Source organism: Aureimonas altamirensis (assembly GCF_023702225.1).
GTDB classification, from domain to species: domain Bacteria; phylum Pseudomonadota; class Alphaproteobacteria; order Rhizobiales; family Rhizobiaceae; genus Aureimonas; species Aureimonas altamirensis_B.
The window spans coordinates 196863-222551 of sequence record NZ_JAMQCO010000005.1 but is presented as its reverse complement, the minus strand read 5'-3'; the positions used below and the strand labels follow the sequence as shown (position 1 = coordinate 222551).

Below are 25689 nucleotides of genomic sequence, written 5' to 3'. Positions count from 1 at the left end.
TCGGCAATGCCCCTTCGTTGTCCATCACACTAACATATCGCATGATATATTAGTTCCAATGTCGCGGTCCGGGGCGCCGTTGCAAAGCCGCGTGTGGCGTCATATCTTCGTGATTGTGCCAACCCATCGATCGACATCCGGGCAACCAGGCTCGCGGCGCCGAACCCGCCCGGAAATGCGAGCCGAGTCGCGCGCCCGGCTGCTGGAATCGGCGATGAAGCTGATCGTGCAAGGCGGGGTTGCGGCTGCGTCCATCCGTGGAATTTGCGAAGGCGCGGGATTTTCGCAGGGTGCCTTCTATTCCTACTTCGCCAGCAAGGACGATGTCCTGTTCACGCTTGTCGAGGACCATATGGGCGCGCTCGTGCGCTCGTTCGAAGCGATCATCGCCACGTCTCCGGCCGCGACGCTGGACGCGTTGCTCGATGCCATGACGACCAGCCTCGGCACCCTGTCCCTGCAGCCGGAACGGTCGATCCTCGTCATCGAACTGCATCTCCACGCCAGGAGGGATGCCCGGTTCCGCAGCCGTTTCGAACCTGTCAGGCGCGCCTATGAAAACGCCTTCACGGGCGTCACCGAACATCTGCTTCAGCGCGCAGGGTTGAAAGCCGAAATGCCGAGCGATCAGGTCGCGCGCATTTTGCTTGCTCTCTGGTCCGGCTCGACCCTGCGGGCACGCGACCCCGCCGAAATATCGACCCAGATGGGGCAGGTCTTCGCCGCGCTGGCTCATATGAACGGCGATGCCATGACCGAAGAGCACAGGCGATCAGGCTTGTCGCCCTCGGGATCGGCGCGATCGGGTTGAAAGCCCTGCCGTGGGTCGATCCGCGGTCTTTCCCATCGATTCATCCATTGTTCGTCGCGCCCTTCGGCGCGTCATGGCCCTCCAAACAACATATACTCATTATACCAGTTGACGGCGTGATGACATGCCGTGGTATAGAGGCCTTGTTGGGAGGCAGGGTTCGAGCGGTCATGCGCCGTATCGGCCAGGAGCTCGCTTAGGGCCCGCAATGCGCAAACGCGCCCGGGACCAGCCCTCGCCTCTTCAGCGAATCTGCTTGGCGGCCGACGCGCCGCGACGCTGCCAGAGGAAAGGAATTCAGCATGACTTCGATCGCCCTGTTCGGCGCCGGCGGCAAGATGGGCTACCGGCTTGCCAGCAACCTGAAAGGCTCCCGCTTCGACGTGCGCCATGTCGAACCCAGCGAAGCCGGCGCAAAGCGCCTCAAGGAAGGTCTGGGCTTCGATTGCGTGCCTGCGGACGCCGCGCTGGACGGCGCCGAGGTCGTCGTGCTGGCCGTACCGGACACGCTGATCGGCAAAGTGGCCGCCGGGATCGAGAAAAGCCTGAAGCCGGGCACCATCGTCATCGTGCTGGATGCCGCGGCCCCCTTCGCCGGCCACCTGCCCGACCGGCCGGACCTGACCTATTTCGTGACCCATCCATGCCATCCGCCGATCTTCAACGACGAGACGGACATGGAAGCCAAGCGCGACTTCTTCGGCGGCATCGCCGCCAAGCAGCACATCACCTCCGCCCTGATGCAGGGCCCCGAAGAGCATTATGCGCTGGGTGAGGAAGTCGCCAAGGTGATCTGGGCGCCGGTCATGCGCTCGCACCGCGTGAGCGTGGAGCAGATGGCCCTGCTGGAGCCCGGCCTGTCCGAAACCGTCTGCGCCAGCCTGCTGGTGGCAATGAAGGAAGCCATGGACGAGGTGGTGGCGCGCGGCGTGCCGAAGGAAGCCGCACGCGACTTCCTGCTGGGCCACATGAACGTTCTGGGCTCCGTCATCTTCGAGGAAACGCCGGGCGTGTTCTCCGACGCGTGCAACAAGGCCATCGAGTTCGGCAAGCCGATGCTGATGCGCGACGACTGGAAGCGCGTCTTCGAACCCGAGGAACTCGCCGCCTCCATCCGCCGCATCACCTGATATCGGCTTCACTCAAGGCCCTGCCGGCCCGCCGGCAGGGCATTTCTGGCGCGGAGGACGCAAGAATGGGACATGCCGGAGACAGGTTGCAAGGCGCGCTGATCGGCTGCGGCTTCTTCGCAGTCAACCAGATGCATGGCTGGGCCGACATCGCGGATGTCGACATCGTCGCCGTGTGCGACCGCGATGCCGGCCGCGCCAGGGCCATGGCCGAACGCTTCGCCGTGTCGGACGTCTATGACGACGCCGCGGCGATGATGAATGACAAGGCGCTCGATTTCGTCGATATCGCGACGACACCGCCCAGCCACCGCGCTTTAGTGGAACTCGCCGCGTCCCACCGCATCCCGGCCATCTGCCAGAAGCCCTTCGCCCCCCGGCTGGACGATGCGCGCGCCATGGTCGCCGCCACGCGGAAAGCTGGCACCCCGCTGATGGTGCACGAGAATTTCCGCTGGCAATCGGCCATTCGAGCCACGGCTTCCGCTCTGCGATCCGGCGCCATCGGGGCGCCCTTCTTCGGGCGCGTTTCTTTCCGCTCGGCCTTCGATGTCTACGCGGCGCAACCCTACCTTGCCACGGGCGAACGATTCATCATCGAGGATCTCGGCATCCACGCGCTGGACGTCGCGCGCTACCTGTTCGGCGACGTTTCGGGCGTCACGGCCCGCATCGCCCGCGTGAACCCGGCGATCCGGGGCGAGGACGTGGCCACGATCATGCTGGACCATGCGAGCGGCGTCACCAGCATCGTCGACTGCTCCTATGCCACGCGGCTGGCCAAGGACAATTTTCCGGAGACGCTGATCGAGATCGACGGCGCCGAAGGCACGATCCGCCTGGACGCCGGCTATCGCCTGACGGTCACCACGCCTGAGGGCAGCCGGAGCGAGGACGTATCGCCGACGCTGCTGCCATGGGCCGAGCGGCCGTGGCACAACATCCAGGAAAGCGTTCTTGCGATCCAGCGGCACTGGGTGCGCTGCCTGCGCGACGACATCGAGCCGGAAACATCCGGGGCCGACAATTTGAAGACGCTCGCGCTTGTCGAGGCAGCCTATCTCAGCGCCGCCCAGCGCCGCAGCATCGACCCGGACAGGCTGTGACGATGCGCGGCGACATGGCACTGTACGGCACGCTCGAACCGCCGGTCTTAGGCCGCAGGCTCACGGCCGGCGGGCTGTCGGCCGAGTTCGTGTCCGGCGGCCTTCGCGACATACGCTACGACGGGCATGAAGTGCTGCGCGCTATCGACTACGTCGTACGCGACCGGGACTGGGGTACCCATGACCTCACCGTGACAAAGCTCGCGGTCGACGAGGCGCAGACCGGATTTTCCATCCGCTTTGCGGCCCGATGTACCTCTTCTGAAGGGGTGGCGCTGCATATGTCCGCCCGCATCGAGGGTGCGGCGGACGGTACGCTGACTTTTTCCGTGGAGGCCACGCCGGACGGCGCGTTCGAGACCAACCGCACGGGCTTCTGCGTCCTGCATCCGATCGAAGGCGTAGCCGGGGCGCCGGTGCGCGTCACACATACGGACGGCTCGACCGAAGACGCCCGCTTTCCCGACCTGATCGAGCCCTGGCAGCCATTCCGCGACATAAGGGCGCTCGAGCATTCTCCCGTCCCCGGCCTCGGGGCCACCTGCCGGATGGAGGGGGACGCGTTCGAGATGGAAGACCAGCGCGCCTGGTCCGACGCCTCGTACAAGACCTATGTCAGGCCGCTTTCGCTGCCCTGGCCCTATCGGCTGCAGGCGGGCCGCTCCATGCGCCAGAGCGTGACGCTGACGATCCAGCCGTCCATCGGCGCGGTACCGAAAAGGCGACCGGAGATCGTGTCGATCGATGTCGGCGAGCGCCTTCCGGCGGACATGCCGCCGATCGGCGTGGCTGTTTCGCCCGACGAGATCGTCGATATGGATGCCGCGCGCGATGCGCTGGCGGATCTGAACCCGCAATGCCTGCTCCTGACGTTCGATCCCGGCATCGGCCATGGCGTGGCGGAGTTGGAGCGGCTCCGCATCCTGGCGGACGCCGCTCCGCTGGCGGAGCGCGTGCTGGAGTTCGTCGTTCCGACATCCGGGCCGCTTGCCGGCATTTTCGACGACGCCGCTGCGGCCGTCCTGCACTCCGGCCTCGCACCCCATGCGGTCGCGGCGCTGGCCGATGTCGACCGCCGATCGACCCCACCGGGCAGCGCATGGCCGCCCTGCCCGCCGCTGGAAGACATCTATGCCGAGGCGCGCCGGGCCTTCCCCGGCGTCGCGCTGGGCGGCGGCATGTTCAGCTATTTCACGGAGTTGAACCGCAAGCGCGTGCCGGCCGCGCTGCTCGACTTCGTCACGCACGCCACCTGCCCGATCGTACATGCGGCCGATGACAGGAGCGTCATGCAGACGCTGGAGGCTATTCCCTACATCACGCGGTCGACACGCAGCTTCATAGGCACGGCGGCATACCGCATCGGCCCCACGACCATCGGCATGCGGCAGAATCCGTATGGCTCGCGCACGATGCCGAACCCCTATGGCAGGCGCATTGCGATGGCCCATGACGATCCGCGCGGCCGCGGCGCCTTCGGAGCAGCCTGGCTGGTGGGCTATGCCGCACGGCTTGCCGGCACGGAGTTGCAATGCTGGACGGCAAGCTCCTTGTGCGGACCCCGCGGCGTGGTCCGGCCGGATGGCGGCAAGACGCCCGCCTTCGCGGCGCTCCGGACCCTGGCCCAACTCGCCGGCCGACCACGCCTCGTGCTGCACAGCGACGCGCCCGGGCGGGTCGACGGCTTCGCCGCGCTTGCCGCCGATGGTTCGACGGTCCTGTGGCTCGCCAATCTGACCGCCAGCGACCAGCAGGTGGATATCGCCGGCGAAACGGCGGTTCTTGCACCCTACGCGCTTCTGGGCCGGGTGCGCGCATGAAGCCGTCGTCAGCCCGCCTGGTGAACGTACAACTCGCGCGAGCGCTCGAGGTGGCGCACCAGCGCCGCCTCCGCCGCAGCCGGGTCGCGCGCGGCCAACGCATCCAGAAGTTCCTGGTGCTCGACCAGCGTCACATTCTCGCGGCCGGACCAGATCAGAAGCTCCGTGTGGTACTGCTTGAGCCAGCCCAGCATGGAATGCGATACCGCCTCAAGGATCGGGTTGCCGCAGATGGCGGCAATGCGCGTATGGAACTGCATGTCGGCCGCGATGAAGGCGTCGGGCCGGCCCAATACGGCGCGCTGCGCGTCGAGCAGGGAGCCAAGAGCGGCGATGTCCGCGTCCCCGGTACGTTCGGCGGCCTGCCGCACCACGCCTCGCTCGAACAGGATGCGCGCCTCCTTCAGATGGTCCAATGCGGCCGGCGAGGTCGACAGCATGATCTCGGCCGCGCGGTCCACCTGCCGCACGACCGATTGCGGCGTCATGGCCAGCACCCGCGCACGCTCGCCATGGCTGATCGCGATCAGTCCCATGCCGGCCAGGGCCTGCATCGCCTCTCGTATGGCGGGGCGGCCGACGCCGAAGCGCGCCATCAGGTCTCGCTCGGCGGGCATGGCATCGCCGGGTGCGAGCTCGCCGGTAACGATCATGCCCTTGAGACGGTCGAAGACCTCGTCCGACAATTTACGGCGAACGATCGGCTCCGGTGTCGTGTCCATGGATGCGGTCCTGCACGGCGCGGCGCATCGTGCCCCGCTGGTGTCATCACCATACCACTATCGGTTTCCGTCTGGAAACGCTCCAGTCATGAGGGCGTATCGCCATGAGCGACAGGATCGTCGTCACCTATCGCATCGAGACGCCGGGCAGCGTCGAAAAGCTTGCCGCAAAGATCGCCAGCGACCAGTCCACCGGCACCTTCGTGCCGCTGCCGGGCGAAACGCCCGAATTGAAGGCGCGTGTGGCAGCCGAGGTTGTCGCGGTGCGCCCGCTGGCCCCGGTCTGCGAACCGTCTTTCGGCCGCGACCATGACGATCTGGCCGGGCCGGCCGCCTTCAATCGGGGCGAGGCCGACATCGCCTTCCCCATCGAGGCGGTGGGTACGGATCTCGCCGCGTTGATGACCATCGCTATCGGCGGCGTCTATTCCATAAAGGGGTTCAGCGGCATCCGCATCACCGGGCTGAAGCTGCCGGATGCCTTCGCGGCGGCATGGCCGGGCCCGCAGTTCGGCATCGCAGGCAGCAAGCGGCTGACCGGCGTCGACGGGCGGCCCATCATCGGCACCATCGTCAAGCCGGCGCTCGGACTTCGGCCGCATGAATCGGCCGCCATGGTGAAGGAGTTGGTGGAGGCCGGCGTCGACTTCATCAAGGACGACGAAAAGCTGATGAACCCGGCCTATTCCCCGCTGGAAGAGCGGATCGCCGCCATCATGCCCGTGGTGCTGGATCATGAGCAGAAGACCGGCAAGAAGGTGATGGTCGCTTTCGGTATCACCGCCACCGACCCCGACACGATGATGCGGAACCACGATCTCGTCGCGCGGGCGGGCGGCAACGCCGCCGTCGTCAACATCAACTCCATCGGCATGGGCGCGATGGCCTTCCTTCGCCGCCGCTCGTCGCTCGTGCTGCATGCCCATCGCAACGGATGGGATATCCTGACCCGGCACTCCGGCCTCGGCATGGACTTTTCCGTCTACGAGACCTTTTGGCGGCTGCTCGGTGTCGACCAGTTCCAGATCAACGGCATCGGCGCCAAATACTGGGAGCCGGACGACAGCTTCATCCGCTCGTTCCGCGCGCTCGACACCCCCCTCTTCAAGCCGGAGGACAGGCCCTTGCCGGTGGTCTGCTCCGGCCAGTGGGGCGGCCAGGCCCCTGCGACATGGCAGGCGGTGGCCACGACCAACCTTCTCTATCTCTGCGGCGGCGGCGTCGTCAGCCACCCCGACGGGCCGGCCGCCGGCGTTCGGGCGGTGCAGCAAGCCTGGCAGGCCGCCGTGGCCGGCATCGACCTCGCCACCTACGCCCGCGACCATGCCGAACTTGCACGATCCATCGCCCGCTTCGGCAGCGGCGGTGGCGCCTGAGCGCACAAAGGACACGTCCGACGATGACTTCCCCCCTTCTGATGACCTGGTATGGCGACGACCTTACGGGCTCGACCGACGTCATGGAGGCGCTGGCGCTCTCCGGTATCGAGGCGGTGCTGTTTCTGGATATCCCCGATCCGGACCAGCGTGCACGCTTCCCCGGCGTACGGGCGCTCGGCATCGCCGGCACCAGCCGCAGCGAAACGCCGGAGTGGATGGACGAGAACCTGCCGCCCGTCTTCGCCGCGCTGGCGGCCGAGAGCGCGGAGATATGCCATTACAAGGTCTGCTCTACCTTCGATTCCGCGCCGCATGCCGGCAATATCGGACGCGCGCTGGAGCTCGGGCGCAAGGCCTTCGGCGACAGGCCCGTTCCCATCCTTGTCGGCGCGCCGCAGCTGAAACGCTACACCGCCTTCGCAACGCTGTTCGCAGCCTATCGCGGCGAGGTCTTCCGCATCGACCGCCATCCCGTCATGAGCCGCCATCCGGTGACGCCGATGCACGAGGCGGACCTGATCCGTCATCTCGCCGCGCAGACGACCCTTTCCGTCGCCCTCGTCGATCCCGTCGCGCTGACCGGCAAGGACCCGGACGCAGCCGTCGACCGCGCGATCGCGGGGGAGCCGGGCGGCGTGTTCATCGACGTCATGGACCTGCATGGCCAGGCGGCGGCGGGCGTGCAGTTGCGCAGGCTCGCCAGGGCCGGATGTCGTTTCGTCGTCGGCTCCTCCGGCGTGGAATACGCCCTGGCCCACGCCTTCATCTCGGGCGGCGAGGCGTCCGGCGCCGGGCGTTTCGACCCGCTGCCCGCAGTGGAGCGTTTGTCCGTGGTATCGGGTAGCTGCTCGCCCACAACCGCACGGCAGATCGCCCACGCCGGGACGTTGGGTTTTACGGCCATCGCGCTGGACCCGCGCGCGCTCGTCGCCGGCGACGAAGCGGCGGTACAGGCCGTTGCCGCCCGCGCCCATTCGACGCTGGCCGAGGGTGGCAGCGTGATCGTCCATACCGCGATGGGGCCGGAAAGCGATCTCGGCGGCGAGATCGCCGATGCTCCGGGCGCCCGTCACGCCATCGGCCGGGGCCTCGGCCGCCTGCAGGCGGAGCTCGTCCGCCGCGCCGGGCTTAAGCGTGCCGTCATCGCCGGCGGCGATACGTCCAGCCATGCGCTGCGGCAACTGGCGGTCTTTGCGCTGACGCCGCGCCTGCCGATGGCGGACACGCCCGGCTCTCCCTTGTCGACGGCCTACAGCACCGACCCCGCATTCGACGGGCTCGAAGTGGCGCTGAAAGGCGGACAGGTCGGCAATGACGACTACTTCGTGCGCATCCGGGACGGCGGCTGACGCAGATACGATCGGCCGGGACGAGGGGCCCGGCCGAAGAGACCGTCTTTTTTCCTCGTTGGGGGGTTCGACACAGCATGCAAACGACCAATTCCGTCGAGACATCGGCGATCGGCAAGATCACCTGGCGTCTCGTGCCATTTCTGGGGTTGATGTTCTTCATCAACTTCCTCGACCGCACGGCCATCGGCTTTGCCGGACCGAACGGCATGACGCAGGATCTGGGGCTGACGGCCGCGCAGTTCGGCTTCGCCGCCGGCATCTTCTTCGTCGGCTACATCGCCCTCGAGATCCCCAGCAACCTGGCCCTGCACAAGTTCGGCGCCCGCAAATGGCTGGCCCGCATCATGGTCACCTGGGGCATCGTCTCGCTGCTCTTCACCTTCGTGCAGAGCGCGACGCAGCTCTACTGGCTGCGCTTCCTGCTCGGCGTCGCGGAGGCCGGCTTCTTTCCCGGCGCGATCCTGTTCCTGTCCATGTGGGTGCCGGCGCGCCACCGCGCCAAGGTGCTGGCCGTCTTCTACGTGGCGCAGCCGCTGACGACGGTGATCGGCGCACCCATCGCCTCCGCCCTGATCGAAGCGCATGGCGCCTTCGGCCTCGAGGGCTGGCGCATCATGTTCTTCGGCGTCTCCGTGCCGGCCATCATCGTCGGCATCATCACATTCTTCTACCTGCCGGACACGCCGAACGACGCGCGCTGGCTGACGCAGGAGGAGCGCGACTGGCTGAACGGAGAACTTGCGCGGGAAGACAAGGTCAAGGCCGCGAGCCATGGCCGCAATACGGGCAAGGCGTTGATGAGCGGCCGGGTGTGGCTGTTGTCGCTGATCTATTTCGGCTTCATCTATGGGCTCTACGCCCTGGGCTTCTTCCTGCCCACCATCATCGGTGGCTTCGAAGCCGAGTTCGGCACCCGGTTCACGGTCATGGAACGCGGCCTCATCACGGCGATCCCCTATCTGCCGGCCGCAATCGCCCTCGTCTTGTGGAGCCGCGACGCCTCCCGCCGCGGCGTGCGCCCCTGGCATATCGGCCTTCCGGCGTTGCTGGGCGCGGTTTCCATCCCGCTGGCCCTGGCCATGCCGACGCCCACCACGACCATCGCGGTCATCACGCTGACGGCCTGCGCCATCTTCTCGGCGCTGCCGAACTTCTGGTCCTTCCCGGCACGGTTCTTGACCGGGGCGGCGGCGGCCGCGGGCATCGCCCTCATCAACACGATGGGCAACATCGCGGGCTTCGCCGCACCGTACATCACCGGCGCGGTCAAGGACTGGACCGGCGGCTACGGCTTGCCGATGACCATTGTCGGCGGCTTCATGCTTTTGTCCGCCATCCTGTCCTTCGCAGTGCTGTCCCGTCTCGATGAGCCCCGGGACCGCGCCTGACACGAACGGCGATCCCACCTGGCTCACAAATCCGTTGGTTGATCGCCCATAGGCATAGCTGAAATACCCTCCCCGTGGTCCCATTGTTGGACCATGGGGAGGCATCATTGTTGCTGGTGACCTTCGCGCCCGGCATCTCGCTCGCTCTGGCGGGATAGCCGGCCTTACTCTACGATCCGACTTTCGGAGTTCGGCAACGCACCACCCCTCATCTCCCGGAAGGGCCGACAATGGCTAAACCCGCAGGCGCCATCCGCATCCTTCTGACGACGGCGCTGGCGCTTGCCGCGCTGGCGGCCCCGCCTTCGGCCCTAGCCTGCACCCGTTTCGTCTATATCGGCGCCGACGATGCCGTCGTTACGGCGCGCTCCATGGACTGGAAGGCCGAGATCGGCACCAATCTCTACGTGCTTCCCCGCGGCATCGCGCGCAACGGGCAGGCCGGCGAGAATTCGATCGAATGGACGGCGCGATACGGCTCGGTCGTCGCCACCGGCTACGACGTATCCACCACCGACGGCGTCAACGAACGCGGCCTCGTGGCAAACCTTCTGTGGTTGACGGAGTCCGAATATCCCGCCTTCGACGCCTCTTCGAAACCGGGCCTGACCATTGCCGCATGGGCGCAATACGCCCTGGACAATTTCGCGACCGTGTCGGAGGCGGTGGCGGTGATGGGTAATCCGCCCTTCACCGTCGTCACGGATGCCGTTCCGGGAGAAGACCGGCTGACCACGCTGCATCTCTCCCTGTCGGATTCGACCGGCGACAGCGCCATCTTCGAGTATATCGACGGGCGGCTGGTGGTTCATCACGGACGCCAGTACCAGGTGATGACGAATTCGCCCACCTACGACGAGCAGCTTGCGCTCGCTTCCTACTGGTCGCAGATCGGCGGCACGGTGATGCTGCCGGGCACCAACCGGGCATCGGACCGCTTCGCACGGGCCGATTTCTACATAAGGGCGATCCCGCAGGCTGCCCCGCCCAAGGAGACGCTCGCCAGCGTTTTCGGCGTCATCCGCAACGTGTCGGTGCCATTGGGCATTTCGACGCCCGACCAACCGGAAATTTCCTCGACCCGCTGGCGTACGGTCTACGACCACAAGGAGCGGCTGTATTTCTTCGAATCCGCGATGACGCCCAACACGTTCTGGGTCGACCTCAAGGCCGTCGATTTTTCGGAAGGCGCGCCGGTGAAGCGTCTGGACCTCGGTCCGCAGCAGGACCACACCTTCTCCGGCGACGCGACGGCCGACTTCCAGCCGGCCGCGCCATTCCACTTCCTCGGCCTGCAATAAGCAGCAGCCACGTCAATCGGAGCGACGCCAGAGGCAGAGATCGGAGAGGAAGCAGGTGGAACATGAGGGCCGGCGCGCATGGCACACCGCCTTGCCGAACTGGATCAGCCAGAAATGGCCGTCCTGCAAGGCCCATCCGGGCGAACGGGCGGCAAGCTCGTCCGCCGTGCGATCGGCAGTCGTGGCGCAGGCCAGGCCAAGTCGGTTGGCGACGCGGAAGACATGGGTATCGACGGCAATGACCGGGCGGTCGTAGACGAAGGATAGCATGATGTCGGCGCATTTGCGGCCGACGCCGGGCAGCGCCATCAGGCCTTCGCGCGTTGTCGGCACCATCCCGCCATGCCGCTCCGACAGGGCCGCGGCCATCCGCAGGATGTTGCGTCCCTTTGCATTGTAGAGGCCGCAGGGGCGGATCGCGTCGGCGATGACGGCTTCGTCCAGCGTCAGCATGCCATCGGGCGTATCCGCCAGACGGAACAGCGCCTCTGCGGCAAGCCGGGTGTTGGCGTCCCGGCTCTGGGCCGAAAGCATGCAGGCCACCAGCGCCCGGAAGGGGTCGGCTTCGCCCTTCGGCCCCTTCGCACCGGCAATGCGGCCCGGCATCCGCGCCCGCAGCCGGCGGAAGCACTCGTCCACTTCAGCCGCCGCAAGTCGCTCAGAGCGCGCCTTCATCGTCTTTTTCGGGTGGGTCGCTCACCTGCGACTCGGCGCTGACGCTCAGTAATTGATAGGCTCCGAGCCCGACGAACAGCAGCACGCCGACAAACAGGAGGATCGTCGGATAGACCATGCGGGAGAAGTCTTCCTTGCCCGCCTGAAATACCGTCACGACCGCCTCCAGCAGCACCGCGATGACGATGGTGGAGATGAACTTGGTCAGGCTGCGGCGTGCCTCGGCCGCCTGCCGCATCTCGCGCCCACGGATCGCCTCCTCCTCGAGAAGGTACTTGCCGACGTCGAAGACCGCGATGGCGATGACGGTGTAGCCGACGGCTTCCAGGAGCGCCGGGCCGACATCCTGGTCGGGCACCGTCCAGCTTTGCCAGACGTCCGCCAGCGCATAGACGATGAGCCCGCCGGCGAGCAGCATGAGAACGATGCTTGCAACGCCGAATGCGGCGCGCGTCAGGAACTCGAACAAGCGACCTCACCCGGAAATGCATGGCGACGTCGGATAAGTGCGCGACGCGCGTCCGATGGCAAGGGTTAGACGATGCCCGGATAGGTGCCGCCATCGATCAGGAGGCTTTGGCCGGTGATATAACCGGCCTGTGCCGAGCACAGGAAGGCGCAGGCCGCGCCGAATTCTTCCGGCGTGCCGAAGCGGCCGGCCGGAATGCCCTTGCGACGCTCGTCCTCCAGTTGCGCCTTATCGACCCCGCGCGCCGCGCTTTCCCGCTCCATCGAGCCGTTCAGCCTGTCCGTATCGAAGGCGCCGGGCAGCAGGAAGTTGATGGTGACGTTGGCCCCGGCCACTTGCCGCGCCACGCCGCCCAGAAAACCTGTCAGGCCGGCACGCGCCCCGCTGGAAAGGTCCAGCATGGGAAGCGGCATCTTCACCGAGGCGGAAGTGATGTTGACGATGCGGCCGAAACGCCGCTCGACCATGCCGTCGATGACGCGCCGCACGAGGTCGATCGGCGCGATCATGTTGGCCTGCAGGCCGGCCAGCATCGCCGCCTCGTCCACCTGGCGGAAATCCCGCAGGGGTGGCCCACCATTGTTGTTGACGAGCAGGTCGACCTGCCCGCCGGCAGCCGCCACCAGTTCGGCCCGCAGGCCGGCATCGTCCAAATTGCCGGCGACGGGCACGATATCGGCCCCCGTTTCGTCGGCGATGGCGCGCGCCACGGGCTCGATCGATTCGGGCGTGCGGCCGTTCATCACGACGCGCGCGCCCTCGCGTGCCAGCGCCGTCGCGCAGGCCCGGCCAAGTCCCCTGCTGGAGGCGCAGACGATGGCCGTACGGCCGGCGATTCCAAGATCCATGCGTTGGTCCCCTTCCCTCGTTGCGACCATTGATCGTAAGTTCGACTTGGGAATCAAGTCGGCAGCAAGCCGGCACCATCCGCGCCGAGGGAGGACAAGCGAGGATGAACAGCAGTTTCTATCGCGACATGAAGGGCACGACACACCGGCTTGCCCCGCACGAGATCGTCGTACCGGCCGTTCCGGACGACGAGCGCGTCTGGGTCCCGCAAGCGCCGGACGTCTGGTTTCGTCCCCTGATGCTGAACACGCTGGCCGGGCAATGGTGCAACCTCCTGCGGGTGCGCAAGTCGGGCGTCCTGTCGCGGCACCTTCACCCCAACCCCGTGCACGGCTTTGTGCTGAAGGGCAGATGGCATTACCTGGAGCATGACTGGGTAGCGACCGAAGGCTCCTACGTCATGGAGCCGCCGGGCGAAATCCACACGCTGACCGTGCCGGAAGACGTGCCTGAAATGATCACCTTCTTCAACATCACCGGCTGCATGGTCTATCTGGACGAAAACGACCGGCATGTCGGCTTCGAGGACGTGTTCACCAAGATCGACATGTGCCGCGCCCACTACGAAAAGGTCGGCCTTGGGAGCGACTATGTCGACCAGTTCGTCCGCTGAGGCGTTGCGCGCGGCGCATGGCTGGGCCTCCGGTTGGGCCGGCGGGCGGCATGTGCTCGTATCGGGCGGCACGTCCGGCATCGGCGCCGCGGTCGCCTCGGCCTTCCTGGCGGCGGGTGCGCGCGTGACCTGCACCGGCGCGGGCGAGGCCGACATCGCCCGCGCAGAGGCCGACCCGATATTGACAGGCGCCCGCCTCGAGGCGCTCGACGTGCGCGACGCGGGTGCGGTCAGCGCCTTCTTCGCGGGGCTCGATGCCCTCGATATCCTGGTCAATTGCGCCGGCATCATCCGGCGCGGCGCGGAACTGGATCCGGAGGTGTTCGCCGAGGTGGTGGATATCAACCTCAACGGCAGCATGCGCATGGCGGCGGGCGCCCGGCCGCTTCTGGCGCGGCAGGGCGGATCCATCGTCAACACCGCGTCGATGCTGTCCTATTTCGGAGGCGGGCTGGTGCCGGGCTATTCGGCCAGCAAGGGCGGCATCGCGCAATTGACGCGCTCGCTCGCCATCGCCTACGCGCCGGACGCCATCCGCGTGAACGCGATCGCGCCGGGCTGGATCCGGACCCCCCTGACCGAGGGACTGACCGCCGACAAGGAGCGCAGTGCCGCCATCGAGCAGCGCACCGCGCTGAAGCGCTGGGGCGAGCCGGAAGACCTGGTCGGCGGCGTCTTCTACCTTGCCTCGCCCCTCGCCGCCTATGTCACGGGAACGATCCTGCCCATCGACGGCGGCTATCTCTGCGTCTGAGCGGCCGGCTTACCGCCGGCGCAAGAGATTGGCGCTCGCCAGTTCCAGCACCTCGTCGCCGCGCCCGCTCAACACGGCCTTCAGGGCATAGAGGCTGAACCCCTTCGCCTGCTCCGCCTTGATCTTCGGTGGAATCACCAGTTCCTGCGACTCGATGGGCACGTCCACCAGCACCGGCCCGGGATGGGCCAGCGCTTCCGCGAGAATGCTTTCCAGCGAGGCCGAATCGCGCACGCGCAATCCGCGTATGCCCACCGCCTCGGCCAGCGCCGCGAAGTCGGCCCCGTGCAGCGACGTGTTGGTATCGAGATAACCGGCCGCCTTCATCTCCATCGCCACGAAGCCGAGCTGACCGTTGTTGAAGAGGATGATCTTCACCGGCAGATCGTGCTGGGAAAGCGTCAGCACGTCGCCCATCAGCATGGTGAAGCCGCCATCGCCCGACATGGAAATCACCTGCCGCCCGGGAAAGGCCGCCTGCGCGCCGATGGCCTGCGGCATGGCGTTGGCCATGGAGCCGTGGTTGAATGAGCCGATCAGCCGCCGCTTGCCGTTCATACGCAGGTAGCGCGCCGCCCAGACGACGGGCGTGCCGACATCGGCGGTAAAGACGGCGTCGTCGTCGGCCAGCCGGTCCAGCACCTTTGTCACGTATTGCGGGTGCAGCGGCTTGCCCGACGCGGAGGGCGTTGCCAGATCGTCGAGCCCCTCGCGTGCCTTGCGGTAATGGGCGCGGGCCGAGTCGAGGAAGCCGGCGTCGCGATTCGGCTCTATCATGCCACGCAGACGCCTGGCGGCCTCGCCCACGTCGCCAAGCACCGCGACGTCCAGCGGCACGCGGCGGCCCAGCGCCTGGGGGTCGATATCGACCTGGCCGATCTTCGCTCCCGCCGGATAGAAGTTCCGGTAGGGGAAATCCGTCCCCAGCATCAGCAGGGCGTCGCACTCCATCATGGCGTGATACCCGGAAGAAAAGCCGATCAGCCCCGTCATGCCGACATCGTACGGATTATCCCATTCGACATGCTCCTTGCCGCGAAAGGCATGAACGATGGGCGCTTGCAGCGCCTCGGCCAGCGCGACCACGTCGCCATGGGCGCCGGCACAGCCGCTGCCGCACAAAAGCGTAACGGCGGGTGCGGCATTGAGCATCAGCGCCAGCCGGCGCAAGGTCGCATCGTCCGGCGTCGCCACCGGCGGCTCCATCGCGGCGAAGGGCGGCATGCGCCCGCCGGCGGCGGGCTTGAGCGTGACGTCACCCGGAAGCACGATCACGGCGACACCACGCTGGCCGATGGCCGCACGCATGGCCCGGTGCAGGACTTCCGGCATCTGGCGCGGATCCGTGACGAGTTCGACGAAGTGGCTGCACTCGCGGAAAATGTCGGTCGGATGCGTTTCCTGGAAATAGTTCAGGCCGATCTCCGAAGACGGGATATGCGAGGCGATCGCCAGCACCGGCACCCGGTTGCGGTGGCAATCGTAGAGACCGTTGATGAGGTGGAGATTCCCCGGTCCGCAGCTGCCGGCGCAGACGGCCAGCTTGCCCGTCGCGTGCGCCTCCGCCCCGGCGGCGAAAGCGCCGGCCTCTTCGTTGCGGACATGCATCCACGCGATGGAGCCGGATCGCTGGAGGCTGTCGTTTATGGCGTTCAGGCTGTCTCCCGTGACGCCCCAGATGCGCGACACTCCCGCCGATACCAGCGTTTCAACCACGAGGTCCGCTACCGTCCTGGCCATGATGCGATCTCCTTCATGCGAATGAAGGAGCAAGTGGCGCGCAGAGCAGAGATGAAAAGTCTCCGCACGTGATGGTTTTACGCGTCAGGCATGCAGAACTGGAAGAGCTGGCGGTGCGGCGCGCAGGCCTCGCCTCCGACGCCGCACCGCCTTTGGTCAGTGTGGTCCAACCTCGTCAAGGAGTGTCCTTGCAGCCAGCTTGCCGAGCTCGTTTGCCGCAAACGGGCTTGCGCCCGTCAGGAGCTTGCGGTCCTTATGGACCGAATTATCGGGCTCCGAATTGGCGATCGTCACGCCCAGGGCCTTCAGTTTCTCGCCGAACTTCCACGTCAGATGGCCCGGCATGTACCCGATGTCCGGCGTCATCGCGTCCGCGGCATCCGGAAACGCGGTGATCGTGTAGCCGGCAAATGGGAACTCTCCCGAGTTTCCGTCCCTGGCGCAGGCCAGGAAGGCGGCAGGGCCGTGGCAGATGGAGATCAGGTGGCGATCGTTGTCGAACGCCCAGCGGATCGTCGATGCGACGTCGTCGCTGAAGGGCAGGCCGGCCAGGGGGCCGTGTCCGCCGGGAATGAAGATCGCTGCATAGTCGGTGTCCGCACCCAGCGTTGCGGCCACGTCCGACAATTTGAGGGGGCTGAGAAAACGATCGAGATAGGCTTTGTGAAGACCGGTGATCGCCTCGTCCTCGTTCGGCATGGCCCAGAACTCGAACTTGACGGGATTGCCCGAAACCGTCGCGATGTCGAACTCAAATCCGGCCTTGTGCAGGTGATACATCGGCACGAGCGTCTCGACCGGATGGTTGCCGGTCGAGAACAGGGTGCCGTTCTCCATTCGCAGATAGCGCTCGTCCGTACCGATGACGAGGATGCGACGCTTGCCGCGGTAGGGTTGCGGATAATCGGCACCCTCGAGGTCGCTCTTGGCGCTGGTGAACTCCTTCAACGAGAACTTCGAAGGGAAGAAGGCGTTGAACTCCGCCTCGTCCGGTTGGGGATCCTTGCTCAGGGGTAGGATGTGCATGATCGGTCTCCGTTGACACAGCCAAAGGTAGGCTGGGGCCGTCGCAAGACAAACGGAGAGATTTCCCCGACCACGAGCTCCGCATCAGCAACTCGTCCCGCGCGTGCAGTCGTCAACGATCGTGAGAATGCGAAAGCGGCGGCTCGCCGCGTGCTCATGTGATTTTAGTGGGCAGGCATTACGCCTTTTTCGTCCAAGTCCCGCCAATGCGCTTTCTAAGGAGTATCAGCGTAACGTAGCCGATGAACCACCAGAACGCGATCCCGCAAAGAGAACTGATCGCGATGTAGAATGCCGGACCCTCATCCCCATCCATCGATCCAGAGTCGTAAAACGCCATCGCAAACGGATAGATCACTAACGAGACGGCCATTCCGAGTAAGCCACCCGGAATAATCAAAGCCAATCGGAAGGCTGGACTTAAGATGATGTCACTGCTGGCTATAAACAGAACAACAGCCGGGACTATCAGAGCCACCAACGCGCACACTATTCGGTTTTGCACAAGATGTTTAATGGCCTGCATCAGCCTGTCTTACGTATGGGCATCGCCAGATCGGCACCTCATGATGACAGGGGATCATCGGATCTGCAAACGCTGTGATCATTCGCATTCGCCAATAATAATCAGCGAAGGATGCCGCCCGGCCGCGTGCTGGACCGAAGCTCCTGACCGTCACGGTTCAAAAGGATAGGATGGTGCTGCGAGAGAGGATTGAAGTCTGACTAATTATAATTCAATCAACAGGTTAGCAATCCCTTTGTAACGTCGTAACCAGCCAATTCGGTAACGCCTGCGACTGCGCACGGGGTAGCGCCCAGGAGTTGCAAGGGGAAAATCCGCTTGCGGCCCGCTTGAGCGGACCGCAGGCAAACGTAGTATTATTTTAGGTCATATGATTCGCCGGAATTTTTAACATATCAGGGTAGCGCGGAGCGGCTATGGCCAAGGACTTAAGAAATAATCCAGTTGTAATCCGGCCAGATACGACAATTGGTAACATGGCGGCCGAAGAAGATAATGAGTTTTTGTTCGATTGTTTTGTAGACCATCCCGCGTATTCGGTGGCTCGCGAGACGAATAACTCGCGCATGTTTATCACCGCTCGGACCGGTGGAGGCAAAACAGCCATAGCCAAGATGATAGAAAAGCAATATCAAAAGACTACATCTTCTGTTGATCTTTCTGATCTCTCTATGAATTATGTTGCAAACTCTGATATCATTCGCTTTTTGAACTCACTTGATGTAGATCTGGACTTGTTTTTTCAGGCTCTCTGGAAGCACGTTTTGTGCTTAGAGTTCATAAGGCTTCGATACGGCGTTCAAAACAAAGAGGCATCAAGAAACTTATTCGAATGGCTGCGTGACATATTTTCTTCGGATGGTCGAAAGCAATCTGCACTTAAGTATCTTGAAGAATGGTCAAATCGTTTTTTTATTACAATGGACGAGAATATTAAAGAGGTCACTTCAAAATTAGAGTCGAAAGTCGGCCTTGAGTTTGGCGCAGAGCTGCATAAATTTACTACACGGGCAGGATACGCGCGAACCCTAAGTGGTGAGAAACGCTCTGAGTTTGTCGCGCGTGCTAAGAAGATTGTAAACGCTTCTCAGCTGGCAGAACTGAACCGTGTTCTAGAACTATTGTCTACAGCTCATCAAAGCGAAAAATACGCTCAACAATACTACATTATCATTGACAGATTGGACGAGAAGTGGGTCGATGAGGAAATTCGTTTTGATCTTATTCGCGCTCTCATCGAATGCCTAAGGTCATTCAACAAGATACCAAATTTGAAGATTGTCGTGGCAATCCGAGAGGACGTCATTGAGAGAGTTGTTCAGGAAAATCAAGACGCTGGTTTTCAGCGCGAGAAATACGACGATTATTTCCTTCGGATAGTCTGGTCGCCAGAGCAATTGAAGGAGCTTGTCGCGAAGCGGATTAACTCACTTTATAAAAGGAAGTATACCTCGAAGGACGTCCATTTTGACGACATATTTAAAAGCAAGGTCGCTGGGAAAGATCCTATTGATTATATCATTGAAAGGACATTGCATCGCCCTAGAGACGTCATTTCATTCATCAATGAATGTCTGGAACGCGCTCAAGGCGCAACGGAAGTTACGCAGAAGATCGTGAAGGAAGCCGAGTCGGAATACTCGCGGATAAGAATGCAGGCGCTTATCCACGAATGGCAGAGCGCCTTTCCTTCGTTAGAGGTTGCGTTCCGCCTACTGGCAAATCGAAGGGGGCGATTTAAGTCAGCCGAGATTGCGGCCAAAGAGTTTTTTGACGACTTCGTTCTGGAAGTTGATCAGAGAATAACTTCGCGAACCGACCCGATCAAAAAGGCAGTTGATGCTTACCTCGCTAACGGGACCGAGGCAGCCGTAATGCATACATGTCGAATGCTGGTCAGCGAGCTGTATCGAATTGGTGCAGTCGGCGTGAAGACATCAGCGGGGGAGCGCTACATCTACGCATATAAAGACGTGCCGGTGATCAATCCGGAAACGATTGACCTAGAAACAAAAGTCCATCTCCATCCGATGCTGCATAGGGCGCTTAATGTTCAGGGAGAGCAGGTTATCGAGGATATACGGGGAAAGCGGCAGCCTCGGATCGGGCGTTAGGTTCCGCATTCAGGGCTTGTAGCGAGAGTCAGGTAAGGGCTTGCTCAAGAGCGAAACCTCTTAAGGTCGATCAAGGCGCAAGCGGCCGGCTCACAGCTTGTATACGAATGCGCGGCCGGTCTCTTAGCATCCGCTGGCGTATGAAGCGAGCAGCTTGAGCGTAGGTCGTAGGCATCTTTTCTACTGTGCACTGTAGTGCTTCGATATCTCCATACAAATGCCAGGGAAGTGCATCAGTGCAATTCCATAACTTACCGGTCAGTTCGCGGAGTTTGCGATGCTCCCAAATCGTCATGGCGTGTCCAATTGCGTAGGCTTCGACGAGATCGACGAAGAGGCCGCGAACTGCACTGGGAGCATGACCGCCGCGCGATGGATGGGAAGAAAGGCTGATTACTTGGCTTGGGCTGGCGCTGCAAATGGCGCACGACTGTTTGTCCCGCAAATTCATGTGCGGTAATCCTTCTGTAGATGGATCTTTTGGCAGGGCTGCCCTGACGACACTCGTCAGGGCAGATTGGCATCAGCCGGCCGGCAGGAGGTAGGCGTCGAGTCTTCCGCGCCCGTCATCCCCCATCACCTGCGCAGTTCCATCGTTGGTCGTCATGAGCGCGTAGGCTCCCTTGCTGAGCAAATTCATCCGCTCTTCAAACGCGGCCAACTCTGCTTGAAACTCGTCACGCGCCGTAAGCTCCGAGGCAGACAAGTCGCCCTCTTCCTCCGGCCAGAGGTTCGGAAGCGTGCCGGTGTGATTTTTGACGCTAAGCATGAACTGCGGAATGAACGGAGACGTCGAAGCCCGCACGAGCCTGCACATGTCGCGCATATTTGCCCATTCCTGATCTTCTTCCGGAAGATTTTGAATATGCGCGATTGCGTAGATCAACGCCTGTGTAACAATGTAGCCGTCGCGGCCGGTGATATCATTTGATGTGGTGCGCTTGCGCATGTTATTGCCCTTTCATCGGCCGTATCGGCCTGTTGACGTTCCCGCGCGGTTCCTAAGCCATTGCGCGGGCCTGCATTCCACGCCGAGGCGTGGCTTATCCTTCCGGCGCGGTTGGAGCCGCGTCGGTTGGAATCTCTTGCTTCGGTTCGCTGCGGTTAGCCGAGTAGCTTGTGTTCCATGTATGGGAACGACAGCCGCTCGGTCTTCTTGAGCTTGTCGAGAAGCTTGTTGAGCTTCACGATCTCGCCGAGTGCCTGCTTCTTAACGGCCGGGTCTGACAGGTCAGCCGCTTCGATCTCGGCGATACGCGCCTCTATCTCTTCGCGCTGATACTGGTTGAGCATGTCCGTTAGCACGCGATAACCTTCATAGAACGCTGCGCGCAGAAGCATCGCGCGGGTCATTGCCCCGCGATTAGCCCACTCAAAATCAGCTAGGTGGTTTTCCTCGAACTCCTTGAACTCCTCGCTTTCGAGGTTCGGAAGAATTAGGCCGGCGTGGTCGGCCATTTCCTCGACTGAACTGTTCCAGTCGTGGTCCTTGTGCTCGGTGAAGAATTCCGAGAAGGGGCGACGAATGTAAGTCGCCATCTCGGCGGCCTCCGCGTCCTCCTTGGCTTTCTGCCTTTCGCGAAATCGCTGCTGCTTCTGTGCCGATGTCAGCGCCATAAAACCTCCTTGCTCGCTACAGTTACATCTATTGTAACCAAAACCGGATCGCAAGTAGGGCGGGGCAAATATTTTCGGGCCGGCGAATGGAGGTGTCTGCCGGACGCAGCTACACGAGCCGATAGAGCGCGTTCGAGAGAGTGTGCTTCGGCGTAGGCGTCAGGCTCTTGCCAATGTCGGCCGGGGCGGGCGTCAGGGCCTCGCAGACTTCGCTTGAGCTGATCGGAAAGATGCTCATCTCGGCAAGGAAGCCGCGCACGTCTGCGGCGTCGAGCATGGAGCGCCTGTTGAGCGCGTGCGCCGTTTTCAGGAGAAGGCTGACAATGGATTCATACTGTTGGTCGGGCAGTTCCGGGAACTCGATGGTTGTCACGTTGAATACTCAGGGAGGATCAAGCGCCGAGCCATTCGGCGCATTTGTGATTCTGATTCAGGTCGTGACAGAACGCAAGAAGTTATTTAAATAAAATAAGATAAGTAAAAAATGACTTATGATAAATGAATAGAAGTTGGTGTGCCGGGAAGCTCATGATCTAGGTGCGGGATCGCGGTATGCTTTCCGTCTGGCGCGTTTCCCGTCGTGGATAGCCTGAGCACGTTGTTTGGCTATGAGCGGCGCGGCGAACGTTTTGGTTTCTTTGCTGACATACTCGTGCCATCCAAAATCAGGCGCGTCCTTGAGGATATGCGCCTGAAACTGCCGGTGCTGTTCCCATTCGCCGCCTGCTTTGCGTAGCGCCTCACGAACGGCCGGGAGGGTCTCTTCGTCGGCGCGGATGCAGCCATGGACGTGAAGACGTGCTGAGCGATCGGTGTTCTGGGCCTGTTCCGTGACGATCCAGAACAGAGGTTCGCCGAGGATAGGCTTGAGGTGCCGCGTGATACGCTTGGCGAGGTAGGTGTGCGGTGCGCCGGATGCGAGCGCGGCCTTCTCAGTCGCAGGGTTCAAGTTCAGCGTGAAAGGATACGTCTCGCCGGCTGCCATACAGGCCCGTGTGAGAGCGTTTGCGCGAGTTGGGCCGCTGAGGTCGCGCCAGCGTGTAGAAAGCGCCTCTTGGGCTTGTATGAGCGTTTGGCGATTCTTCTGCTTCGATTGGAATGTCTTCGACTGTGACGCGAGCCAGTTGTCGGCGCGTTCGCGGACGTCTTTCAGGTCAGGGACAGACGGGGACGAATGGATGCTGGCGCGCGCCGACGATTTTTCCGTGAGCGTGTTCGCAAGTGTTTCTTGAACGGTGTCTGCGTGGGTGTGCGTCTCTGTCAGCGTGTTGGTAGATGGAGGGTTGTTAGTGGAGACAGGAGTTTCCCATACTAAAGTCTCGTCACATGCGGGCGCTGGGGCAAGATGGCCCAAAGCCCCGGCTTGCGGGCCTTCAAGGCTCGGCGTCGGGCGTGATTCTGAGGCTTCGGGATTTACCAGACTGCCAAAATCGTCACGATAGAACTCAGCGAACAATTCATCGATTTCGCTAGACGATAATGGTTGATCATTTACACACAGCACGTTATATTAATCCTATCAAAACAGCATTGTTAGCCCCATCACGATCCCGCAAAGACTCGTGGTGGGGTTTCTTATGTCCGCGAGTGACTTCCTCTGCCGCTCGCCCGATGTGTTGTGTGCGCTACGATTATGACACAGGGGGAGTCCGGGAGGGAAGCGCTATCGTCAGCGAAGGATTCCGCCCGGTCTGGTCGCGCTGCGAAACTCCTGCTGAACAATCGCGCGGATGGAGTTTTCGGCAGCTTTCGCGGTCTGGCGCGCGAGGTCCGCATTCTGTTCCGGCGTGCCGCCATTGGCGTTTACGGTAATCGCGGGCGCAATCGTGATACTTTGCCCGGCGCTCGCCGCCCCCGCGTTGCCCACCTTCCGCGCACGTCCGACAGGCCCGCCGTCTGCGAACGCCGGCAGGGTGCCGCTGTTGATCGCGTCCAACAAGGCGCGGTGCTTCGCGGTCGAGCGTGCGTTGATGACATACTCGCCGTTGCTCAACATGGCCGGGATGCTGTCACTGCGCCCGGTGCCCGGACCGCGCACATGCCCACCAGTGGCGTAGCCTTTCACCTCGCCGCCATTAGCAAAGCCGAAGAGCTTACCGAACAATCCACCCCCGAGGCCGCCGAGCGCGTTTTCGAACAGATTGGACAACGCCATGTCGAGGAGCTTGTCGGCGATTTTGTCGAGACCGGACAGGAGCGCGTCGAGCGGCCCCTTGCCGCTGCGCAGGTCCGAGACGAACCCCTTCAACAGGTCCGACGACATGGACTTGAACTCATCGGCGCGCTGGGCTGCATCCTCTTGCGATTTGGCAAGTGCCTGGGCCTCAAGCGAAGCCGAGCTATAGGCGTCGGCGAGCGCGTTGATACGGTTTTCCAGTTCCGGCGTGATGGCGAGGCCGGCCTTTTGGGCTGCAACGAGAAGCTCATGACGAAGGTGTGCGCGCTCCAATGCTGCGTCCTGCTGGTCCAAGGTGCCAGTGAGGCCGCGCCGGGCTTCGGTTTCCATCTTGAGCGCGGCAATGCGCTCGTTGATCTGGCCTACCTGTCGGTCGAACTCATTCTCACCACCCCTACCGCCGCGTCCGCGTCCACCACGGCCCGAGCCGCCACCGCCTGATCCCTTGCCGCTACCGGGTCGGGCACGGGCGACAGGGTTATCCTCGCTATCGATCTGCGGCGCTTCGGGCTGGTTTGCGAGGCGATCCTGTGCGCGCTGGTTGGCAGCGTTGCGCCATGCTCCAAGGGCTGCGCCGACATGATCATTACCGGCGTTTCGCATGGCATCGGCAAACGCTTCGCCTGCGGCAGCGCCAGCACCTTCATAGGCGTTCGTGATGCGGCCGAGGGTGACGGAACTGATAGTGCCAAGGGAGACGCCGACGCGCTCGCCGACGCTGTTGATGCTGGTGATCGTGCTGTTTACCGCCTCGACAACGCCATTCAGGCCGCTTTCAATCCCGGCGATCATGCTGTTCATTGCGTTGACGACTGCCTCTGCGACCGCGCCGGGCAGCTTCGTGAACGCAATGCGGACGGTATCATAGACGAGGCCAAGCTCGCCGATGATCTGGTTGGTGACGGACTTCACGAAATCAGCGAGGTCGCCGAACGAGACTTCAGCCCCGCCGATGGCTTCCGAGATGAAGTTGATGGCAGTAACGAGGGTATCGTTGATGCCAGTGCCCGCCGCGTAAGCACCTTCCTTGATCGCGGTCCAAGCCGCCCCGGCATAGTCCTGCATGTTCGCAAGATCGCCTTCAATCGGCGTGATCTGGTCGCCGAAGGCCGAGAGGGCGAACGTGGCAGCGCCGATGGCCGATACAAGCAACAGGAACGGGTTCGTCGCGATCATGGCTGCCTGTGCTGCCGTGGCGCGCACCAAACCCGGCACGTATTTCCCGCTGATCACAAGGCCGGCCGTAGCTGCGCCGGCCGCGATCGTCTCGATATTGTCGGCGACGAGAATGATGCCGTCCGAGAAGATGGACGTGACGCCGTTCGCTTCGTTGAGCTTGCCGACATACTGCGTCAGGCTGTTACGCAAGAGCACAAGGGCGTCCGAGATAGTCGCCGGCATGGATTCGGCTTCCTCGCGAAGCTTGCCAAGCTCGCCGGTAAGGGCTTTCACCACAACGTCGCTGGTAAGCTTGCCCTGCTGCCCGAGGGCACGCAGTTCTGTGACGGTGACGCCAAGGCCATCGGCGAGGGCCTGCGCTACGCGCCCGCCTGTCCCGATCACGGTATTCAGGTTATCGCCGCGAAGCTCGCCATTCGCCATAGCCTTCGACAGGGCGTCCATGACGCTTTCGGCCTGCTGCCCCTTCGCGTTCGAGACGACAAGCGCATTGTTCAGGGCTTCGGTATAATCAAGCTGCGTCTGCGTGGAATAGCCGAGGTCTTTCAGAGCTTGGCTGTTCGCCACGTAGGCGTTTGCCGTCTGACTAAGGTCGGAATAGGTGCGCCGGGCAATTTGGGAGACGCGAGCCATGACAGCCGCGCCCTGTTCCTGCGAGCCTGCCGCGATGTTGACGCGCGAGGTCAGGTCCGTCCAAGTCTCGGCAAGGTTGCGAAGCTCGTTGAGGGAGATGCCGACGCCAAGGCCGCTGAGAAGGCGATTTATGTTCGCCGTGGATGAGCGAAGCGAGTCCTCCATCCTCTTGCCGGCCTGTTGCGCGCGGCGCTCCATCGTGCCGAAGCTCTGGCTGGCGCGTCGTTCGGCACGCTGCATCTGGCGCTGGAAATCGTTAACGCGCGCTTCGAGCGTGACGACAAGCTGTTCTGTATCGCGGGACATGAG

23 protein-coding genes are annotated in these 25689 nt (G+C 63.0%); 11 read left to right on the top strand and 12 right to left on the bottom strand.

Annotated elements, in window-relative coordinates:
* The first annotated feature begins 175 nt into the window (after positions 1-175).
* The 4 genes from NDN16_RS10625 to apnL all read left to right on the top strand — a co-directional run bounded on the left by NDN16_RS10625 (position 176) and on the right by apnL (position 4867).
* Positions 176-811 (top strand): TetR/AcrR family transcriptional regulator, encoded by a 636-nt coding sequence (locus NDN16_RS10625; RefSeq protein ID WP_251113596.1) that lies wholly within the window; start codon positions 176-178, stop codon positions 809-811.
* Between the two features lie 302 nt (positions 812-1113).
* The gene (locus tag NDN16_RS10620; RefSeq protein ID WP_251113595.1) at positions 1114-1941 is read left to right on the top strand and encodes a phosphogluconate dehydrogenase C-terminal domain-containing protein; all 828 of its coding nucleotides are present in this window, start codon (positions 1114-1116) and stop codon (positions 1939-1941) included.
* A gap of 65 nt (positions 1942-2006) precedes the next feature.
* Positions 2007-3047 carry a Gfo/Idh/MocA family protein gene (locus NDN16_RS10615; protein ID WP_251113594.1) on the top strand — a complete coding sequence of 347 codons (1041 nt, stop codon included), beginning with the start codon at positions 2007-2009 and terminating at the stop codon, positions 3045-3047.
* A 2-nt stretch (positions 3048-3049) separates the two neighbouring features.
* A complete protein-coding gene (apnL, locus tag NDN16_RS10610) occupies positions 3050-4867 on the top strand; it encodes a D-apionate lactonase (RefSeq protein ID WP_251113593.1) in 1818 nt (605 codons plus the stop codon).
* Positions 4868-4875: 8 nt separating this feature from the next.
* On the opposite strand, the gene NDN16_RS10605 is transcribed toward apnL, so the two are convergent.
* The gene (locus tag NDN16_RS10605; protein WP_251113592.1) at positions 4876-5589 is read right to left on the bottom strand and encodes a transcriptional regulator NanR; all 714 of its coding nucleotides are present in this window, start codon (positions 5587-5589) and stop codon (positions 4876-4878) included.
* 104 nt (positions 5590-5693) lie between these two features.
* On the opposite strand from NDN16_RS10605, the gene oiaX reads away from it, so the two are divergent.
* The 4 genes from oiaX (at position 5694) to NDN16_RS10585 (ending at position 11009) form a co-directional block, all read left to right on the top strand.
* Positions 5694-6965 (top strand): 3-oxo-isoapionate-4-phosphate decarboxylase OiaX, encoded by a 1272-nt coding sequence (gene oiaX, locus NDN16_RS10600; protein ID WP_251113591.1) that lies wholly within the window; start codon positions 5694-5696, stop codon positions 6963-6965.
* Between the two features lie 23 nt (positions 6966-6988).
* Positions 6989-8317: a four-carbon acid sugar kinase family protein gene (locus NDN16_RS10595; protein WP_251113590.1), complete on the top strand. Its 1329-nt coding sequence runs from the start codon at positions 6989-6991 to the stop codon at positions 8315-8317.
* 77 nt (positions 8318-8394) lie between these two features.
* Positions 8395-9708: an MFS transporter gene (locus tag NDN16_RS10590; protein WP_251113589.1), complete on the top strand. Its 1314-nt coding sequence runs from the start codon at positions 8395-8397 to the stop codon at positions 9706-9708.
* Positions 9709-9938: 230 nt separating this feature from the next.
* Positions 9939-11009, top strand: coding sequence for a linear amide C-N hydrolase (locus NDN16_RS10585; RefSeq protein WP_251113588.1), 1071 nt, complete (start codon positions 9939-9941; stop codon positions 11007-11009).
* A gap of 12 nt (positions 11010-11021) precedes the next feature.
* Here NDN16_RS10585 and NDN16_RS10580 read toward each other — a convergent pair whose 3' ends face one another.
* The 3 genes from NDN16_RS10580 to NDN16_RS10570 all read right to left on the bottom strand — a co-directional run bounded on the left by NDN16_RS10580 (position 11022) and on the right by NDN16_RS10570 (position 13001).
* Positions 11022-11684, bottom strand: a complete 663-nt coding sequence (locus tag NDN16_RS10580) for an endonuclease III domain-containing protein (protein WP_251113587.1) — start codon at positions 11682-11684, stop codon at positions 11022-11024.
* Positions 11668-12153: a GNAT family acetyltransferase gene (locus tag NDN16_RS10575; RefSeq protein WP_251113586.1), complete on the bottom strand. Its 486-nt coding sequence runs from the start codon at positions 12151-12153 to the stop codon at positions 11668-11670. Before NDN16_RS10575 ends, NDN16_RS10580 begins: the two co-directional genes overlap by 17 nt.
* A 65-nt stretch (positions 12154-12218) precedes the next feature.
* Positions 12219-13001 carry an SDR family oxidoreductase gene (locus NDN16_RS10570; protein WP_251113585.1) on the bottom strand — a complete coding sequence of 261 codons (783 nt, stop codon included), beginning with the start codon at positions 12999-13001 and terminating at the stop codon, positions 12219-12221.
* A gap of 104 nt (positions 13002-13105) precedes the next feature.
* On the opposite strand from NDN16_RS10570, the gene NDN16_RS10565 reads away from it, so the two are divergent.
* Positions 13106-13615, top strand: coding sequence for a 2,4'-dihydroxyacetophenone dioxygenase family protein (locus NDN16_RS10565; protein ID WP_251113584.1), 510 nt, complete (start codon positions 13106-13108; stop codon positions 13613-13615).
* Positions 13593-14369, top strand: coding sequence for an SDR family NAD(P)-dependent oxidoreductase (locus NDN16_RS10560; protein ID WP_251113583.1), 777 nt, complete (start codon positions 13593-13595; stop codon positions 14367-14369). Before NDN16_RS10565 ends, NDN16_RS10560 begins: the two co-directional genes overlap by 23 nt.
* 9 nt (positions 14370-14378) lie before the next feature.
* Here NDN16_RS10560 and poxB read toward each other — a convergent pair whose 3' ends face one another.
* The 3 genes from poxB to NDN16_RS10545 all read right to left on the bottom strand — a co-directional run bounded on the left by poxB (position 14379) and on the right by NDN16_RS10545 (position 17661).
* The gene (gene poxB, locus NDN16_RS10555) at positions 14379-16109 is read right to left on the bottom strand and encodes a ubiquinone-dependent pyruvate dehydrogenase (RefSeq protein WP_251113582.1); all 1731 of its coding nucleotides are present in this window, start codon (positions 16107-16109) and stop codon (positions 14379-14381) included.
* 156 nt (positions 16110-16265) lie between these two features.
* The gene (hchA, locus tag NDN16_RS10550) at positions 16266-17135 is read right to left on the bottom strand and encodes a glyoxalase III HchA (protein ID WP_251113581.1); all 870 of its coding nucleotides are present in this window, start codon (positions 17133-17135) and stop codon (positions 16266-16268) included.
* A 178-nt stretch (positions 17136-17313) separates the two neighbouring features.
* Entirely contained in the window at positions 17314-17661 is a 348-nt protein-coding gene (locus tag NDN16_RS10545) for a hypothetical protein (RefSeq protein ID WP_251113580.1), read from the bottom strand.
* A 416-nt stretch (positions 17662-18077) separates the two neighbouring features.
* Between NDN16_RS10545 and NDN16_RS10540 the strand changes: the two genes are divergently transcribed.
* On the top strand, positions 18078-19775 hold the full coding sequence (locus NDN16_RS10540; protein ID WP_251113579.1) for a P-loop ATPase, Sll1717 family: 1698 nt from the start codon (positions 18078-18080) through the stop codon (positions 19773-19775).
* A gap of 523 nt (positions 19776-20298) precedes the next feature.
* On the opposite strand, the gene NDN16_RS10535 is transcribed toward NDN16_RS10540, so the two are convergent.
* The 5 genes from NDN16_RS10535 to NDN16_RS10515 all read right to left on the bottom strand — a co-directional run bounded on the left by NDN16_RS10535 (position 20299) and on the right by NDN16_RS10515 (position 25686).
* On the bottom strand, positions 20299-20724 hold the full coding sequence (locus tag NDN16_RS10535) for a hypothetical protein (RefSeq protein ID WP_251113578.1): 426 nt from the start codon (positions 20722-20724) through the stop codon (positions 20299-20301).
* Between the two features lie 155 nt (positions 20725-20879).
* Positions 20880-21392 carry a hypothetical protein gene (locus tag NDN16_RS10530; protein WP_251113577.1) on the bottom strand — a complete coding sequence of 171 codons (513 nt, stop codon included), beginning with the start codon at positions 21390-21392 and terminating at the stop codon, positions 20880-20882.
* Between the two features lie 109 nt (positions 21393-21501).
* Entirely contained in the window at positions 21502-21765 is a 264-nt protein-coding gene (locus tag NDN16_RS10525) for a hypothetical protein (protein ID WP_251113576.1), read from the bottom strand.
* Between the two features lie 153 nt (positions 21766-21918).
* Positions 21919-22848: a hypothetical protein gene (locus tag NDN16_RS10520; RefSeq protein WP_251113575.1), complete on the bottom strand. Its 930-nt coding sequence runs from the start codon at positions 22846-22848 to the stop codon at positions 21919-21921.
* Positions 22849-23061: 213 nt separating this feature from the next.
* Entirely contained in the window at positions 23062-25686 is a 2625-nt protein-coding gene (locus NDN16_RS10515) for a tape measure protein (RefSeq protein ID WP_251113574.1), read from the bottom strand.
* Positions 25687-25689: the final 3 nt, after the last annotated feature.

Coding starts and splice junctions, on each gene's coding strand:
- NDN16_RS10615 (WP_251113594.1), top strand. CDS start 2,007: ATGGGACATGCCGGAGACAGGTTGCAAGGCGCGCTGATCGGCTGCGGC.
- NDN16_RS10595 (WP_251113590.1), top strand. CDS start 6,989: ATGACTTCCCCCCTTCTGATGACCTGGTATGGCGACGACCTTACGGGC.
- NDN16_RS10580 (WP_251113587.1), bottom strand. CDS start 11,684: ATGAAGGCGCGCTCTGAGCGACTTGCGGCGGCTGAAGTGGACGAGTGC.
- NDN16_RS10625 (WP_251113596.1), top strand. CDS start 176: ATGCGAGCCGAGTCGCGCGCCCGGCTGCTGGAATCGGCGATGAAGCTG.
- NDN16_RS10560 (WP_251113583.1), top strand. CDS start 13,593: ATGTCGACCAGTTCGTCCGCTGAGGCGTTGCGCGCGGCGCATGGCTGG.
- NDN16_RS10570 (WP_251113585.1), bottom strand. CDS start 13,001: ATGGATCTTGGAATCGCCGGCCGTACGGCCATCGTCTGCGCCTCCAGC.
- NDN16_RS10620 (WP_251113595.1), top strand. CDS start 1,114: ATGACTTCGATCGCCCTGTTCGGCGCCGGCGGCAAGATGGGCTACCGG.
- hchA (WP_251113581.1), bottom strand. CDS start 17,135: ATGCACATCCTACCCCTGAGCAAGGATCCCCAACCGGACGAGGCGGAG.
- NDN16_RS10585 (WP_251113588.1), top strand. CDS start 9,939: ATGGCTAAACCCGCAGGCGCCATCCGCATCCTTCTGACGACGGCGCTG.
- NDN16_RS10540 (WP_251113579.1), top strand. CDS start 18,078: ATGGCCAAGGACTTAAGAAATAATCCAGTTGTAATCCGGCCAGATACG.
- NDN16_RS10545 (WP_251113580.1), bottom strand. CDS start 17,661: ATGCAGGCCATTAAACATCTTGTGCAAAACCGAATAGTGTGCGCGTTG.
- NDN16_RS10590 (WP_251113589.1), top strand. CDS start 8,395: ATGCAAACGACCAATTCCGTCGAGACATCGGCGATCGGCAAGATCACC.
- apnL (WP_251113593.1), top strand. CDS start 3,050: ATGCGCGGCGACATGGCACTGTACGGCACGCTCGAACCGCCGGTCTTA.
- NDN16_RS10515 (WP_251113574.1), bottom strand. CDS start 25,686: ATGTCCCGCGATACAGAACAGCTTGTCGTCACGCTCGAAGCGCGCGTT.
- NDN16_RS10535 (WP_251113578.1), bottom strand. CDS start 20,724: ATGCGCAAGCGCACCACATCAAATGATATCACCGGCCGCGACGGCTAC.
- NDN16_RS10530 (WP_251113577.1), bottom strand. CDS start 21,392: ATGGCGCTGACATCGGCACAGAAGCAGCAGCGATTTCGCGAAAGGCAG.
- poxB (WP_251113582.1), bottom strand. CDS start 16,109: ATGGCCAGGACGGTAGCGGACCTCGTGGTTGAAACGCTGGTATCGGCG.
- oiaX (WP_251113591.1), top strand. CDS start 5,694: ATGAGCGACAGGATCGTCGTCACCTATCGCATCGAGACGCCGGGCAGC.
- NDN16_RS10605 (WP_251113592.1), bottom strand. CDS start 5,589: ATGGACACGACACCGGAGCCGATCGTTCGCCGTAAATTGTCGGACGAG.
- NDN16_RS10565 (WP_251113584.1), top strand. CDS start 13,106: ATGAACAGCAGTTTCTATCGCGACATGAAGGGCACGACACACCGGCTT.